The following is a 15,938-nucleotide window of genomic DNA, read 5'->3' on the forward strand; positions in this document are numbered from 1 at the left end:
CTGAAGCGGACCAGGCCGCCAGTCGCGTGCAAATTCAGCTGCAGGAACTGGATCAACTCGCCACCGCCATGACTGAGATGGCCTCGACCGCCGAGGACGTGGCGCGCAATGCCCAAGCGGCTGCCGAGGCGGCCATCGTTGCCACCGGGCAAACCGCAGACGGTGTCGCCCTGGTGTCCAGGTCAACAGGGGCTATCAAGCGTTTGGCCGAGGAGATGGACGACACCGGCCAGGCCATCAATGAATTGTCCACGCTCAGTCAAGGCATCGAATCGATTGTCGCGGTCATCACCAGCATCGCCGATCAAACCAACCTTCTCGCGCTCAATGCGGCCATCGAGGCGGCACGTGCTGGCGAATCGGGACGCGGGTTCGCCGTGGTTGCCGATGAGGTGCGCTCCCTGGCCTCGCGCACCCAGCAATCCACCCAGGAAATACGCCAGATGATCGACCAACTGCAGATGGGGGTGAAACACGCCCAGGTGCGCATGCAGCAAAGCCGCGACACCGCCAGCAAGACCGCCCTGGATGCCAACGCGGCGAATGAAACCCTTGAGCGCATCCGTGAAGCCATTTACCGCATCAATGACATGAACCTGCAAATCGCCGCGGCGGCTGAAGAACAGAGCGCCACGACCGAGGAAATCAATCGCAATACGTCCAACATCCGCGACATCAGCCTCGAAGTCACCGGCAGTGCCGCCAAGCAGGTCCGCCAATGTTCCGTGATGGGGGAACAGGTAGGCGAGCAGCACAGACTGCTCAGCCGCTTCAGGATTTGAAGTGCACAGCAACACAATTTCAGATCACAAAAACAACTATTCCACCGAGGTAAGAAAGATGAGTGCGGCTTCCCTGTATCCCGTTCGTCCCGAGGTTCTGGCCAACACCCTGACCGACGAGGCGACCTACAAGGCCATGTACCAGCAGTCAGTCGTCAACCCGGACGGCTTCTGGCGCGAGCAAGCCAAGCGCCTCGACTGGATCAAGCCTTTCACCACGGTGAAGCAGACGTCCTTCGACGATCACCATGTCGACATCAAGTGGTTCGCCGACGGCACCCTCAACGTTTCCTACAACTGCCTCGATCGTCACCTGGCCGAACGCGGTGACCAGGTCGCGATCATCTGGGAAGGCGATGACCCTTCCGAAAGCCGGAAAATCACCTACCGCGAACTGCACGAACAAGTCTGCAAGTTCGCCAACGCCCTGCGTGGCCAGGACGTGCACCGCGGCGACGTGGTGACCATCTACATGCCGATGATCCCCGAAGCCGTGGTCGCCATGCTGGCCTGCACCCGCATCGGCGCGATTCACTCGGTGGTGTTCGGCGGTTTCTCGCCGGAAGCCCTGGCCGGTCGCATCATCGACTGCAAATCCAAGGTGGTGATCACCGCCGACGAAGGCATCCGTGCCGGCAAGAAGATCCCGCTCAAGGCCAACGTCGACGACGCCCTGACCAACCCGGAAACCAGCAGCATCCAGAAAGTCATCGTGTGCCAGCGCACCGGTGGCGACATCAAGTGGAACCAGCACCGCGACATCTGGTACGAAGACCTGATGAAAGTGGCGGGCACCGTGTGCGCGCCGAAAGAGATGGGCGCCGAGGAAGCGCTGTTCATCCTCTACACCTCCGGCTCCACCGGCAAGCCCAAGGGCGTGCAGCACACCACCGGCGGCTACCTGTTGTACGCGGCCATGACCCACGAGCGCGTGTTCGACTACCGCCCGGGTGAAATCTACTGGTGCACCGCCGACGTCGGCTGGGTCACCGGCCACACCTACATCGTCTACGGCCCGCTGGCCAACGGCGCGACCACGCTGCTGTTCGAAGGCGTGCCGAACTACCCGGACATCACCCGGGTGGCGAAGATCGTCGACAAGCATAAGGTCAACATCCTCTACACCGCGCCGACCGCGATCCGCGCGATGATGGCGGCGGTCACGGCCGCCGTCGAAGGCGCCGATGGCAGCAGCCTGCGCCTGTTGGGTTCGGTGGGCGAACCGATCAATCCCGAGGCCTGGGACTGGTATTACAAGAACGTCGGCCAATCCCGTTGCCCGATCGTCGACACCTGGTGGCAGACCGAGACCGGCGCCACCCTGATGAGCCCGCTGCCCGGCGCCCATGCCTTGAAGCCGGGTTCCGCGGCGCGGCCGTTCTTCGGCGTGGTGCCGGCGCTGGTGGACAACCTGGGCAACATCATCGAGGGCGAGGCCGAAGGCAACCTGGTGATTCTCGATTCGTGGCCAGGCCAGGCGCGTACGCTGTATGGCGATCACGACCGTTTCGTCGACACTTACTTCAAGACCTTCCGTGGCATGTACTTCACCGGTGACGGCGCCCGTCGCGATGCCGATGGTTACTACTGGATCACCGGCCGCGTCGACGACGTGCTCAACGTCTCCGGCCACCGCATGGGCACCGCCGAGATCGAAAGCGCGATGGTCGCCCACCCGAAAGTCGCCGAAGCGGCGGTGGTGGGTGTGCCGCACGACATCAAGGGCCAGGGCATTTATGTCTACGTCACCCTGAACGCTGGTGAAGAGACCAGCGAGCAACTGCGCCTGGAGCTGAAGAACTGGGTGCGCAAGGAAATCGGCCCGATTGCCTCGCCGGATGTCATCCAGTGGGCACCGGGGCTGCCGAAGACGCGTTCGGGCAAGATCATGCGGCGCATCCTGCGCAAGATTGCTACCGCTGAATACGATGGCCTGGGCGATATCTCCACCCTGGCCGATCCGGGGGTGGTGCAGCATTTGATTGATACGCACAAGACCATTACTGCGGCCTGACAGCTGCCCCCCTTTCCTGAAAGCCGGCATTCACTTTCAAGGACGAAAGAGGCTTGTATAGGTATAGGGGGTATACCTATACTCCCCAAACGAAAGTAAGGGGGTATCCCGTGAGTCATATTGCTGCCTACAAAGACGATCTTCTCAAGCGTGTTAAACGCATCGCCGGACAAATCCAGGCCGTTGAGCGTGCACTGGAATCGGATCTCGACTGCGCGAAAACATTGCATCTTGTCGCTGCCACTCGCGGGGCTATCAATGGCTTGATGGAAGAAATCATCGAGGATCACGCTCGCGAGCATGTCGCGAACCCTGCCCTCAGTGAAGATGAACGCAACAAGGGTGTTGAAGAACTGCTTGAAGCCATTCGCCGCTACGCCAAGTGAACTCAAGGAGTACCGGCTCATGAGCAACACCAACATCAAACATGTACACGACCACGTATTCCTTGGGCCTGCACACGCAGAAAATGCCAAACGCACGCTTTGGGTCGTGGCGCTGACCCTGGTGATGATGGTGGGCGAAATCAGCGTCGGCTATATCACCGGCTCGATGGCGCTGCTTGCCGATGGCTTTCACATGGCAACCCATGCCGGTGCATTGGGCATCGCGGTGGCCGCGTATGGATACGCCAGGCGCCATGCGTCCAGCCGGCGCTACAGCTTCGGTACCGGTAAGGTTGGAGACTTGGGTGGGTTTGCCTCAGCGCTCATTCTCGGCATGGTTGCGCTGGCAATCGGCGTAGAGTCCGTCATGCGGCTGTTGCAGCCGACAACGGTCCAGTTCGGAGCCGCCACGCTGATTGCGATTGTCGGCTTGATCGTCAACATTGTCAGTGCACTGCTGCTTGGCCACGGTCACAGTCATGGCCACGATCACGATCACGATCACGATCATCATGACCACCAACATCACGGCAACGATAATAACCTGCGCTCAGCCTACGCCCACGTCATCGCGGACGCGCTGACGTCCGTCCTGGCCATTGTGGCATTGCTCGCTGGCCGCTACCTCGGATGGGTATGGCTGGATCCTGCAATGGGCATCGTGGGTGCCGTTGTCATCGCGCGATGGGCATGGACCTTGATGGGTGTCACCGCGAGCGTCCTGCTGGATCAAACCGATGAGCACGTTGCAGAGGAAGTTCGCGAGTTGGTTGAACGGCCCGGCGATGCAACCATCACCGACCTGCATGTCTGGCGGATTGGGCCGCAAGCGCATGCAGCGATCGTCAGCGTCATTGGCCAAGCCACTGCAAACACCGAAAGCATTCGTGAACGCCTGAAGCCGGTTCACGAAATCAGCCATCTGACTGTCGAGTTTCGACCTGTCTGATTTACCCGACAGGGAACCCCCACGACTTCTCACAAAGGAGCCCGCCATGCCCTTGGGCAAACGTGAACTTGCGCGAATCGAGCGCCGTTTGATTGCAACACTGACCGACGCCTGCGAAACGGCAAAATCTGAAATCAAAGGCTTTACCTGGCTCACCCACACGGCTGACATGAACGCGTTTGCCCAGACGCTGAAGGTGACCTGGGTGTTCGAAACCCTGTCCGACAGAAAACTCGCCCAGGCTGGCGCGAAAGCGCGGGTATTTGAGTTGACGGCCATCGCGCTGGATGAGGCAGGCATCGATCTGGAGCCTTCGGATCACACTGTCCGATTCGACTCTGAGGAGGAATGCCAACGCGCTCATGATGGCGATTGGCAAAAACGCCTGGCATCGAGGGGCCATTGACGATGGCCAAGGACATCGAAAACCCATGCATTTCCGTATGCCAACTGCGCGGCGATCTGTGCGTGAGCTGCGGGCGTAGTAAGGAAGACATCAGGAAGTGGAAGCGCATGAAGCGGCCTGAAAAAATGGCCGCGGTGCAAAGGGCGACTATACGCTTGAAGGGACTGAAGAAGATCCCGTGACCCATTCACTCACTCGCCCTGCGACGCGGCGGGCGAATGAGTGAACAGCTACATCCCATCGAGCTACAAGGTGTAGGAAATACCGACCTGAACCGTCCTCGGCGCACCCGGGTAGGCATAGACGTTACCAAAGGCACCTTCTTCATAATCCCGGTCGAACAGGTTCTTCACATCGAGATTGAGCCGGACCTTGTCATTGATTTTGTAGAAGCCCAGCAGGTCGACGACGGTGTAGCTGCCCATCGAAAACGCCGTGTTGGCCGTCTGGCCTGCGCGCTCATCGACGTACTTGAGCCCCGTGCCCAGCCCCAGCCCCTCGAGCGCGCCCTCCTGGAACTCGTAGACGTTGAGCAGGCTGAAACTGTTCTTGGGAATATTCATCAACCGGGTGCCCGACTCGATCACGTTGTCCTGGGTAACCTCGGCGTCGACATAGGCATAGCCGCCAATCACCCGCCATTCAGGGGTGACATTGCCAGCCACGTTCAGGTCAAAGCCACGGCTGCGCACTTCGCCGGCCGCCACACTGAAGGTCGAGTCCACGGGGTCGGTGGTCAGGACATTGCGTTTTTCAATCTGGTAGATCGCCGCGTCCACACTCAGCTGGCGATCCAGCGCTTCCCACTTGATGCCCATCTCATAGGACTTGCCCTTCTCCGGGTCAAAACCACCCCCCTCGCGGCTGGCCCCGCTATTGGGCTTGAATGAGCGCGCGGTATTGGCATACACCGCCACGGTGTCGGTCAGGTCATACAGCACACCGAGACGTGGCGTCACCGCGTTATCGCTCGCTTCCCAGCTCCTGCCACCCGGCACGAAGGTTTCGTAGTCATGCTCGAAGCGCTCGAAACGGGCGCCCGCCAGGACTTTCAAGCGCTCGGTCAACGCCACCTGATCCTGGACGAAGGCGGCGTAGGTCTTGAGGTTTTCCTTGTCGTCGGTCGGCGTACGGGTCAGGGCCGGGCGAGGCTGGCCATACACCGGGTCGAAGATATCGATCGGGTAGGCACTCACTGCACCGCTGGAGCGCTGGATGATCGACTTGTAGTCGTAATCCTCGTATTCGACGCCAGTCAGCAAGGTGTGATCGAAACCGAGCGCGGTGAAATGCCCGGTGAGATTGAGTTGGGTGTCCTTGTCTGTCCACTCAAGCTTGCGGTAGTTGAAGTTGCGCCCCAGGGTGCGTCCATCGGCCGCCACGCCATTGGCTTCAACGGCATTGCCCTGCAAGGTGCCATCGAGCCACTGGAAGCCACCGCCCAATGTCCAGTCGTCATTCAGGAAGTGCTCGAAACGCAACTGGGCCATGTTGTTGTCGTTGTGCAACTTGCCAACGTCTTTTTCACCGAAAAACGTGTCGCGTGACGCGGTGCCAATCTGATTCGGATAGCGCGTCAGGCCGCGATCCAGCGGGTGATTGTTGCGCATGAAATCGCCTTCGAAGATCACCTTGGTGTCATCGTTGGCCTGCCACGAAATAACCGGCGTCACGCCATAGCGTTCGGTTTCCACGTGATCGCGGAAGGTGTCACCGCCCTCGCCCACCACGTTCAGACGATAGGCCAGGCGACCCTCTTCGTCGAGCGGGCCCGAGGCATCCAGGGTGCCACGCTTCATTCCCTGATCATCGAGCTGGCTGCCCAGCGTGACGGTGCGTTCGGCAAGCGGTTGCTTGGAGACCACGTTGAACGTACCGCCGGGATCGCCCCGGCCGTAAAGCGTGGTCGCCGGGCCGCGCAATACCTCAAGCCGCTCGATGGTGTTCGCATCCGGCATATTCGGGTAACCACGGTTGATCGGGAAGCCGTTGCGATAGAACTCACCGGTGGTAAAGCCACGCACGGTGAAGGTGGTCAGCCCCTGGCCACCGAAATTGTTGGCTCGTCCCACGCCGCCGGCGTAATCGAGCGCATCCTGCAACCTTGTGGCACTGATGTCCTCGACGACATCCTTGGTCACTACGCTGATGGACTGAGGGGTTTCGTGGATCGCCGTGTCGGTACGGGTTGCGCTGGCAGAGCGGGTTGCGCGATAGCCGTCCACTGGCCCCGTGGCGGTTTCAAGGTCCGCGGTGCCAACGATGTCGGTCGCTTGCAACTCCAGGCCGGTTGCAGCGGTTGTCGCTGGCTCAGCCCAGGTGGAAGTGGAAAACGCCTGGAGCACACAGATAGACAGCAGGGTACGACGCATCTAGGAAGCCTTGAGAGAATAGCCAAATGGGACGGCATACTTGCCAATAATTTCGCGGCGCATGGTATACCGTATCAATAGCTTTTGATAGGCGTTCTCATTCGTATTTTTGCGGGCAATGGTACGAAAAAACCGTGGATCAAGGGAATCGAACGCAGTAACAACGGTCGAATTCGTGGCAGGACAGCATGCTCCTGCCCAAATAACTGCCTGCGGGAGTCCCCATTGTCAGCCGTCTTTCTGCGTCAAGCCTTGCGCCTGGCGATTCCACTCTTGTGCGTTGGCACTTCGTCTACGGCTCTCGCCTGCCCGCAAGGTCAGTACCAGGTGTGTGTGGTTGCCTGTTTTTGTGCTCCAGGTTCCAAGGAGGACAGCGGGGAGCTCTTCGAAAACATGAACCAGATAGCGGCCGCAGGATTACAGAGCTGGATCGTTCAATCGCGCAACACCGCGGCAACCGGCGATGTTCAAACCATCCCGCTGAATATTCGCGCCCAGCTTGAACCCTACTACGACATACAGGTGCTCGACTCGGCCCGCTACAAGATCGGCGATGACGAAGAGCTCAATGCCGCGAACACCATGCTGCAGAACCCCGATGTCAATGCCGTCACCCTTGTCGACATCATCGTCTTTCGCAGTCAGGACGATGCACTGAACAACGTCGCGTTATGGGCCCATGAGTTGAAGCACGTGCAGCAATACCAGCAATGGGGCGTCGGCGAATTTGCCACTCGCTACACCCGTGACTACAACGCCGTCGAGGCACCTGCCTACGAGATTCAAACCCAGGTAGCGAAGGCGCTGAGAGCCAGCGTAGCCTCCCCAGAGCTTCCTCGAAATCCGTGAGTCAAAGCGACCGCTACCAAAGCTGGCAGTGGATGGAGCGATGGAAAATGACAGCTAAGCTTCTTCTACTGTGGGGCCGTCTATTCAACCCAAGCCCTTCACCACAGCCTCGGAGAGGAGCCAATGAAACGCATCGTCATGCTCATCGCGATCTCTTTGCTTACCACTGCTTGCCAGAGCGATAACGGCGTCACCCGACTCGACAATTGTGTCTGCTACAAAACGGCCGAAGGACAGAAAACCCAGGCATCACCCATGGACTGGCAAGACACCGAAAAGGTGCGGGAACAATTCTCCCATTGCATTTGCCGAGCCTGGGTTGACCTGGAGAAGGCCGATGATCCCAATCAGTTTTTCGGGCCTGAGACGCAAATAAGAACGGAAATGAAGTCGCAGGAGAAATAGCTGTTGTGGCCGGACATGCTCTGCGTCCGACAGCTTCGCATCCACCATCAATGGATCCCTTAATAAAAAAAATGAAGATGACCGATAATCGAACACTTTATAAATCAAACTAACTCATTGATTTTTATGTGATTTATTAAAAAAATAAAAACATCTCGATAAAAATCCAGTCAAACCCACTTTTCAATGGATCCATATCTTGATTGACTGGCACTGCACGGTGTCAGGTACAGCGCCTGCCCGCTCATAAAAATAACAAGGGTGTCGGGATGAATGACTTCTCAATCGGGCTCAAGCTTCGGCTTGCACCCACCAACGCGTGCCTTTCTCGCTTTGCCTTTACCCAGCCTCTTCTCGAGGGGCAGCCATGAGTGTCGATCTCAAGAGTGTGGTAGATGAACGTCCCATGGCGCGCTTCCAATGGTTGGCGGTGGGCATCTGTATTGTCCTGAACATGATCGATGGTTTCGACGTGCTGGTGATGGCCTTCACGGCCTCTTCCGTGTCCGCCGAATGGGCGTTGAACGGCGCGCAGATCGGGCTGTTGTTGAGTGCCGGACTGTTTGGCATGGCAGCAGGTTCTCTGTTCATCGCGCCATGGGCTGATCGCTATGGTCGCCGGCCACTGATTCTGCTGTGCCTGCTGCTCTCGGGGGCTGGCATGCTGCTGTCGGCCCTGAGCCAGACGCCGCTGCAACTGGCGCTGTTGCGTGGGCTGACCGGCCTGGGTATCGGCGGGATCCTGGCCAGCAGCAACGTGATTGCCAGTGAATACGCCAACAAGCGCTGGCGCGGGCTGGCGGTGAGCCTGCAATCGACCGGGTATGCCTTGGGTGCGACCTTGGGCGGGCTGTTGTCGGTGTGGTTGCTGACGCACTTTGGCTGGCGTTCGGTGTTCCTGTTCGGGGGCGCCGTGACCCTGGCGGTGATTCCCCTGGTGCTGCTGTACTTGCCAGAATCGCTGGACTTCCTGATTGCCCGCCGTCCGGCAAACGCGTTGGTGCGCATCAACCGACTGGCCGCTCGCCTCGGCCAGCCAGCACTGAACGAACTACCTGTCACCCTCTCTGCGCCGATTTCAGGCAGAGGGCGCCTTGCGCAGTTGCTCTCGCCTGATTCACGGCGCACCACCCTGCTGATCTGGTTGCTGTTCTTCCTGGTGATGTTCGGCTTCTACTTCGTGATGAGCTGGACGCCGAAGCTGCTGGTCTCGGCAGGTCTATCGGCACAACAAGGCATCAGCGGCGGCGTGCTGTTGAGCGTCGGCGGCATCTTCGGCGCCGCGCTGATTGGCGGCCTGGCCTCGCGCTGGCGGCTAACCCGGGTGCTGTCGCTGTTCATGCTGATCACCGCAGGGCTTTTGGTGCTGTTCGTCGGCTCCGCTTCATCGGTATCGATGGCGCTCGGCCTGGGCCTGTTGATCGGGCTGTTCTCCAACGGTTGCGTGGCAGGTTTGTACGCACTGTCACCGATTGTCTACGACGCTTCGGTGCGAACCACAGGGGTCGGTTGGGGCATCGGTATCGGCCGCATCGGCGCCATCCTTTCGCCGACTGTGGCCGGCCTGTTGCTCGACAGCGGTTGGCAGCCACTGCACCTGTATGGGGTGTTTGCCGTGGTGTTCGTGATGGCCGCCGTCGTGTTGCTGCAACTGCGGCCCAAGGTCCAGGCACAACCGGGCAGCGCACTCAGCCAGGCCTGAGCCGATACAAAAAAGAGGTAGCGAGGCCCTGCCCTCGCTGCCGACTACACCTCCAGGAAAACAACAATAATGACTTACCTTTCTCTCCCTCCCCGGGCTCTGCTCGGCGGTGCAATGGCGCTTGCCCTTTTACCTCCGGCACAAGCCGAGAGCGGCGGCTTTTTCGAAGACTCCAAGACCAGCCTGACGCTGCGAAACTACTACTTCAATCGTGACTTCAACGATCCCGGCGCCAGCAAGAGCAAGATCGAAGAATGGGCCCAGGGCGCGATCCTCAAGTTCAGTTCCGGCTACACCCCTGGCGTTATCGGCTTTGGCCTGGACGGTATCGCGATGCTTGGCGTCAAGCTCGACAGCGGCCCTCAGCGCAGCGGTTCGGAGCTGCTGCCGGTGCACGACGATGGTCACTCCGCCGACAACTACGGGCGCGCCGGGGTGGCGGCAAAGATGCGTTTGTCCGAGACGGAGCTGATGCTGGGCGAACTGATGCCCGACGTTCCGCTGCTGCGCTACGATGACGGTCGCCTGCTGCCACAGACCTTCCAAGGCAGCATGCTGGTGTCCCGCGAGCTCCCTGGCCTGAACCTGCAGGCAGGTCGATACACCGCCGTGAGCCTGCGCAATTCGTCGAACATGCAGGACCTTTCGGCCTGGGCGGCGCCTACCGTCATGTCGGACGGTTTTAACTATGCCGGCGCCGAATACCGCTTCAATGAACAACAGACCCTGATCGGCGCCTGGCATTCGCAACTCGAAGACATCTACCAGCAAAGCTATTTGAACCTGCTGCATAAACAGAAGTTCGGCGACTGGACCCTCGGCGCGAACCTGGGCTATTTCGTCGACAAGGATGACGGCAGCGCCCTGATCGGTAACGTGCAAAGCCATACCGCCTACGGGCTGTTCTCGGCCAACCTGGGTGGCCATACCCTGTACCTGGGGCTGCAAAAGGTCAGCGGCGATACCGCCTGGATGTCCGTGTATGGCAGTAGCGGCCGCACCCTGGGCAATGACATGTTCAATGGCAACTTCAGTAACGCCGATGAGCGTTCCTGGCAGGCTCGCTATGACTACAACTTCGCCGCCGTCGGCCTCCCCGGCCTATTGCTCATGACCCGCTACGGCCACGGCGAGAACGCCACCACCAAGGCCGGCAGCAACGGCAAGGAATGGGAACGTGACACCGAGGTCAGCTACACCCTGCAAAGTGGCCCACTGAAAAACCTCAGCGTGCGGGTCAACAACGCCACCAACCGTCGCAGTTTCAACAGCGATTTCGATCAGACCCGCGTGATCGTCAGCTACCCACTGTCCCTCTGACCCTCCCCCCAGGGGCGCTTGTCGCCCCTGCATCCGTCCCCTCCTTGCGTTACTATGGCGAACCAACCTCTGGAAGTCGCCTGCATGAGCAAACCGGGTCAAATGGTGCTGGTCGCACTGCGCAAAATGATCGCTTCGGGCGAACTGGCAGCCGGCGAACGGCTGATGGAGATTCCGACGGCGGAACGTTTCGGCGTCTCGCGGATGCCGGTGCGCATGGCCTTCGTGACCCTTGAACAGGAAGGCTTGCTGGTGCGCCATGGCGGACGGGGCTATCAGGTACGCTCGGTCAGTGCCGACGATATCGCCGGTGCCGTGGAAGTGCGCGGGGTGCTGGAGGGCCTGGCGGCGCGCCAGAGCGCCGAACGCGGCTTGAGCGAACAGGCGCAGGCGGCGCTGCGTGAATGCCTGGTGCAAGGCGATGCACTGTTCGACAAAGGCTACGTGACAGAAGAAGACCTTGAGGCGTTCCATGACCTCAACATGCGTTTTCACCAGGTCATCGTCGAAAGCAGCGCCAACCCGGCCATTGCCGAAGCCCTGGCGCGCAACGACCATCGCCCCTTCGCTTCAGTGTCGGCGCTGGCGATCGATCGTGAAGACATGGCGCGCGAATACCGGCGCTTCAACTTTGCGCACATGCAACACCACTCGGTGTTCGACGCGCTGGTCAGTCGCCAGGGCGCACGCGCTGAAGCCATCATGCGTGAACACGCCAATGCGACGCTGCGTTACGCCGAGGTCTTCGGCGCAATCAGCCATGGCGAGCGGGTGAAAGTGATCTCGCGCGGCGAATGATCGGCTCGCTTAGAGATCCAGCACCAACAGCGCCGAACGGGCCCTCGAACAGCAGGGCGTGAACTGATCATTGGCCGCCTGCTCTTCCTCGGTCAGGAACAGGTCGCGGTGATCGGGCACCCCTTCGAGCACACGGGTCAGGCAGGTTCCGCAGATGCCCTGCTCACAGGAAAGCGCGATCTCGACACCGTGGCTTTCCAGCACCTGGACCACCGTCTTGTCCGCCGGAATGTCGAATACCTGCCCGCTACTGCCCAGCTTGACCTGGAATGCCCCATCGGCAGCGGTGTCCACCGGCGCTGCGGCGAAGTATTCACGGTGCAATTGCCCCTCGCTCCAGCCCTGGCCCCTGGCGCTGTCGAGCACATGCTGCATGAAACCTGAAGGGCCGCACACATACAGGTGCACGTCAGGCCCCGGATTGGCCAGCACCCTGGCGGCGTCCAGGCGCGAATCGGCCTGTTCATCGAAATGCAGGTGCACGCGATCGGCAAAGGAAGCGCCTTTGAGTCGCTCGACAAAAGCCGCACGCTCACTGGAACGCGCACAGTAATGCAGCTCGAAATCGGCGCCGCTGTGGGCCAGTTCCTCGGCCATGCACAGAATCGGGGTGATGCCGATACCACCTGCGAACAATAGGCTGCGCCGCCCCTCCACCACCAGCGGAAACAGGTTGCGCGGTTCACTGATGAGCAGCCGATCGCCACTGTTGATTTGCTCATGCAGGCTCTGGGAACCACCGCGCGAGGCAGTGTCCTTGAGCACGCCGATCAGGTAGCGATGGCGCTCTTGCGGGTGATTGCACAGTGAGTACTGGCGAATCAATCCGCCGGGCAGGTGCACGTCGATATGGGCCCCGGCACTGAAGTCGGGCAATGCCCCGCCTTGCGCGCAGGCCAACTCGTAGCTGCAGATATCCAGGGCTTCGTTGTTGCGGGATGTCACGACGACTTCAATCATGGCGCACCTTCAAGGCCGGCCACCGCAGTGGCCGCGAACAGGATCTATGGGGGTGGACTGGCGTAGCGCCCAGGGGCGCTGCCCTTGGCTATTTGACCGCGGCAATCAGCTCGGCAGCCGGCGCTCGCTCACGGGCAATGAGGCGTTCCAGCACGCGCCGGGATTGCACGCCACCGGCATCGATATTGAGCTTGAGCAAGTTGCGCTCGGGATTGGCCAGCAGGTTTTTCTGCTGCTGTTCGAGCATGTCGAGGTCTTCGCTGAAAATCTTCCCCTGGCCCTCGCGGATGGTGGCGGTGAGGGCTTCGTCGTGGGGATTGAAATTGCGCGCCATGCCCCAGAAGTACCAGATCGACGTCTCGGTTTCCGGCGTAATGAAGTCGACCACGATGCTCGCGGCCTTGTGTTGCGGCTCGGCGTCGTAACCGCCCTTGCCGGCGTGGGCCACGCCGACCTCGATCAGGACATGACTGGGTGGTGTGAAGCGGCAGATCTGCCAACGGTCTACCGGCACGTCGTCGGCCAGGTTGTTGCCACGCAGGGCCATGCGCCAGAACGGCGGCGCCATGATGTTTTCCATGTGCCGCGCAGTGACCACCTCGTCACCCTGGACGGTGGTGACCGGCGCCGCTTCATCAATCTCTTTCTGGCCGATGCTCGAGGCGTGCACGTAGGTTTCGTGGGTGAGGTCCATCAGGTTGTCGATCATCAGGCGATAGTCGCAATTGATGTGGAACAGCCCACCGCCGTAGGCCCACTCATCGCTGACCGCCCACTCCAGATGATGGATCAACGCAGGATCAGCCTTGTCCTGCTCCCCGGGCCAGACCCAGATGAAACCGTAACGCTCTTGCACCGCGTAAGTCTTGTTGCACGGAAAGCCGCGTACGCGCTGGCCTGGCATTTCGACGGTCTTGCCGTCACAGCCCATCACCAGTCCGTGGTAGCCACAGACCAGGTTGCCATTTTCGACATAACCCAGCGAAAGAGGCGCACCACGATGGGGGCAAAAATCCTCGACGGCAGCAACGCGCCCTTCATGGCCGCGATAGAAGACGATTTTCTCACCGCATATTTGCCGCCCCAGGGGCTTGGAAGCAATCTCGTCGGGGGTGCAGGCGACGTACCAGGTGTTTTTCGGATACATAGGGTTCTCCGGGACAGGCTTGTTTTTATGGATCCATTGAATCGAATAAAACCGACAACAGTCAAGCTTTTTACAGATATATGCAGATTAATGGATCCATTGAGGCCATACAGTGATGCCCAACCTTTCGAACACTTGATGCGGGCGAAGTCGGTACTGACTACGTGGATGACACTTTTGAAGTGAACAGCTTTAGCGCCTGCCTCGATAATCGATAGCTTACTGACGAACTGTCGAGGTCAAGCATGACGAGCACAACAACGGAACAAGTCAGCCCGAAAACACTGAGAAGAGTGATCGTGGCTGCCGGCATCGGCAATTTCGTGGAATGGTTCGACTTCGCCGTCTACGGCTTCCTGGCCACGACCATCGCCCAGCAGTTTTTCCCCAGCGGCGATGCCAGTGCCGCGCTGCTCAAGACCTTTGCGGTATTCGCCGTGGCGTTTGCGTTCCGGCCCCTTGGGGGGATTTTCTTCGGCATGCTGGGAGACCGGATCGGGCGCAAGCGCACCCTGGCGATGACGATTCTGCTGATGGCCGGTGCGACGACCTTGATCGGTGTATTGCCCACTTATGCCGCCATCGGGGTCACGGCGCCGATCCTTCTTTCGCTGATCCGTTGTGCCCAGGGTTTCTCCGCCGGCGGGGAATACGCAGGTGCCTGTGCTTACCTGATGGAGCATGCGCCGAGTGATAAACGCGCCTGGTACGGCAGCTTCATTCCGGTGTCGACATTTTCCGCCTTCGCCGCCGCCGCCGTGGTGGCTTACGCGCTCGAGGCATCGTTATCGGCTGAAGCGATGGGCAGTTGGGGCTGGCGCCTGCCGTTCCTGATTGCCGCACCGCTGGGCCTGGTGGGTCTTTACCTGCGCTGGAAGCTCGATGAGACACCGGCATTCCAGGCGGTGACCCAGGAACATGCGGTCGCCCATTCCCCACTCAAGGACACCTTGCGCAACCATGGCGCGGCCATCTGCTGCCTGGGCGCCTTCGTGTCGCTCACGGCGCTGTCGTTCTATATGTTCACCACCTACTTTGCGACCTACCTGCAGGTCGCGGGGGGCCTGAGTCGCGCAACGGCGTTGCTGGTGTCGTTGATTGCCTTGCTGTTCGCAGCGGCAATCTGCCCGTTGGCCGGACTGTATTCGGACCGGGTCGGGCGCCGGATGACGGTGATGACGGCGTGCGCCCTGTTGATCGTGGCCGTGTATCCATCGTTCCTGATGGCCAGCTCCGGCTCGTTCGCAGCGTCGGTCGCAGGCGTCATGCTCCTCGCCGTTGGCGCGGTGTTGTGTGGCGTGGTCACGGCGGCCTTGCTCTCGGAAACCTTCCCCACCCGAACTCGCTACACCGCCTCGGCCATCACGTACAACATGGCGTATACGATTTTCGGCGGGACGGCCCCGTTGGTGGCGACGTGGTTGATCAGCACCACCGGCAGCAACCTGTCGCCGGCGTTCTACCTGATCGCGATTGCCTTGCTGGCGTTGGCAGGCGGGCTCGCGTTGCCGGAGACGTCACGGATCTCCCTGCATGATGTGCAGGCGGAGGGGAAAGGTGCAGGTGTGCGGGCTGTGGCCTGATCGCAGATTTGCCCCCGATCCAATTGTAGGAGCGAGCCTGCTCGCGATGAACGTCCTGACAACGTGCTCATCCAGACAGGGCGCGTTATCGTTGACGTCCATCGCGAGCAAGCTTCGCTCCTACAGGGGGAATGTGTTCGCTTGAAGTCAGGTCGGCTTTAAGGCCGCCTCGCTTTGGCTTTAGATTTTGGGTGCCCCGTTAACCACGATGGCCGAACGCAGGCATTGCGCAGTGGGGAAACCGGCAGGACGCCGGTTTAGCCGC

General features: G+C 60.2%; 15 protein-coding genes. 12 read left to right on the forward strand and 3 right to left on the reverse strand.

Annotation, left to right across the window (positions count from 1 at the left end; translation table 11 throughout):
• The first annotated feature begins 26 nt into the window (after positions 1-26).
• The 6 genes from AC1Q8Q_RS16080 to AC1Q8Q_RS16105 all read left to right on the forward strand — a co-directional run bounded on the left by AC1Q8Q_RS16080 (position 27) and on the right by AC1Q8Q_RS16105 (position 4,719).
• Entirely contained in the window at positions 27-782 is a 756-nt protein-coding gene (locus tag AC1Q8Q_RS16080; RefSeq protein ID WP_492598560.1) for a methyl-accepting chemotaxis protein, read from the forward strand.
• Positions 783-840: 58 nt separating this feature from the next.
• Positions 841-2,796 carry an acetate--CoA ligase gene (gene acs, locus AC1Q8Q_RS16085; protein ID WP_492615247.1) on the forward strand — a complete coding sequence of 652 codons (1,956 nt, stop codon included), beginning with the start codon at positions 841-843 and terminating at the stop codon, positions 2,794-2,796.
• A gap of 110 nt (positions 2,797-2,906) precedes the next feature.
• A complete protein-coding gene (locus tag AC1Q8Q_RS16090) occupies positions 2,907-3,182 on the forward strand; it encodes a metal/formaldehyde-sensitive transcriptional repressor (protein ID WP_492615248.1) in 276 nt (91 codons plus the stop codon).
• A gap of 19 nt (positions 3,183-3,201) precedes the next feature.
• Positions 3,202-4,131, forward strand: a complete 930-nt coding sequence (dmeF, locus tag AC1Q8Q_RS16095) for a CDF family Co(II)/Ni(II) efflux transporter DmeF (RefSeq protein ID WP_168759150.1) — start codon at positions 3,202-3,204, stop codon at positions 4,129-4,131.
• A 46-nt stretch (positions 4,132-4,177) separates the two neighbouring features.
• Entirely contained in the window at positions 4,178-4,537 is a 360-nt protein-coding gene (locus AC1Q8Q_RS16100) for a hypothetical protein (protein WP_168757589.1), read from the forward strand.
• 2 nt (positions 4,538-4,539) lie between these two features.
• Entirely contained in the window at positions 4,540-4,719 is a 180-nt protein-coding gene (locus AC1Q8Q_RS16105; protein ID WP_168757588.1) for a DUF1289 domain-containing protein, read from the forward strand.
• 63 nt (positions 4,720-4,782) lie between these two features.
• Here the strand turns inward: AC1Q8Q_RS16105 and AC1Q8Q_RS16110 are convergent, their stop codons facing one another.
• Positions 4,783-6,909 carry a TonB-dependent siderophore receptor gene (locus tag AC1Q8Q_RS16110; protein WP_492615249.1) on the reverse strand — a complete coding sequence of 709 codons (2,127 nt, stop codon included), beginning with the start codon at positions 6,907-6,909 and terminating at the stop codon, positions 4,783-4,785.
• 393 nt (positions 6,910-7,302) lie between these two features.
• Between AC1Q8Q_RS16110 and AC1Q8Q_RS16115 the strand changes: the two genes are divergently transcribed.
• The 5 genes from AC1Q8Q_RS16115 to AC1Q8Q_RS16135 all read left to right on the forward strand — a co-directional run bounded on the left by AC1Q8Q_RS16115 (position 7,303) and on the right by AC1Q8Q_RS16135 (position 11,983).
• Positions 7,303-7,758, forward strand: a complete 456-nt coding sequence (locus tag AC1Q8Q_RS16115) for an eCIS core domain-containing protein (protein ID WP_492598559.1) — start codon at positions 7,303-7,305, stop codon at positions 7,756-7,758.
• A gap of 123 nt (positions 7,759-7,881) precedes the next feature.
• The gene (locus tag AC1Q8Q_RS16120) at positions 7,882-8,163 is read left to right on the forward strand and encodes a hypothetical protein (RefSeq protein ID WP_454866501.1); all 282 of its coding nucleotides are present in this window, start codon (positions 7,882-7,884) and stop codon (positions 8,161-8,163) included.
• Positions 8,164-8,530: 367 nt separating this feature from the next.
• Positions 8,531-9,865: an MFS transporter gene (locus AC1Q8Q_RS16125; protein WP_492615250.1), complete on the forward strand. Its 1,335-nt coding sequence runs from the start codon at positions 8,531-8,533 to the stop codon at positions 9,863-9,865.
• Positions 9,866-9,934: 69 nt separating this feature from the next.
• Complete coding sequence (locus AC1Q8Q_RS16130) at positions 9,935-11,185, forward strand: OprD family porin (RefSeq protein WP_093935840.1); 1,251 nt, start codon at positions 9,935-9,937, stop codon at positions 11,183-11,185.
• Positions 11,186-11,269: 84 nt separating this feature from the next.
• Positions 11,270-11,983: a GntR family transcriptional regulator gene (locus AC1Q8Q_RS16135; RefSeq protein WP_008063900.1), complete on the forward strand. Its 714-nt coding sequence runs from the start codon at positions 11,270-11,272 to the stop codon at positions 11,981-11,983.
• 9 nt (positions 11,984-11,992) lie between these two features.
• Here AC1Q8Q_RS16135 and AC1Q8Q_RS16140 read toward each other — a convergent pair whose 3' ends face one another.
• Together AC1Q8Q_RS16140 and AC1Q8Q_RS16145 are read right to left on the reverse strand one after the other, a co-directional pair.
• The gene (locus AC1Q8Q_RS16140; RefSeq protein WP_492615251.1) at positions 11,993-12,943 is read right to left on the reverse strand and encodes a PDR/VanB family oxidoreductase; all 951 of its coding nucleotides are present in this window, start codon (positions 12,941-12,943) and stop codon (positions 11,993-11,995) included.
• 88 nt (positions 12,944-13,031) lie between these two features.
• Positions 13,032-14,090, reverse strand: coding sequence for an aromatic ring-hydroxylating dioxygenase subunit alpha (locus AC1Q8Q_RS16145; RefSeq protein WP_020795364.1), 1,059 nt, complete (start codon positions 14,088-14,090; stop codon positions 13,032-13,034).
• A gap of 245 nt (positions 14,091-14,335) precedes the next feature.
• On the opposite strand from AC1Q8Q_RS16145, the gene AC1Q8Q_RS16150 reads away from it, so the two are divergent.
• Positions 14,336-15,673 (forward strand): MFS transporter, encoded by a 1,338-nt coding sequence (locus tag AC1Q8Q_RS16150; RefSeq protein ID WP_042955208.1) that lies wholly within the window; start codon positions 14,336-14,338, stop codon positions 15,671-15,673.
• The last annotated feature ends 265 nt before the right edge of the window (positions 15,674-15,938 follow it).

The sequence above is a fragment of the Pseudomonas sp. GW823-FHT06B06 genome, assembly GCF_058795195.1.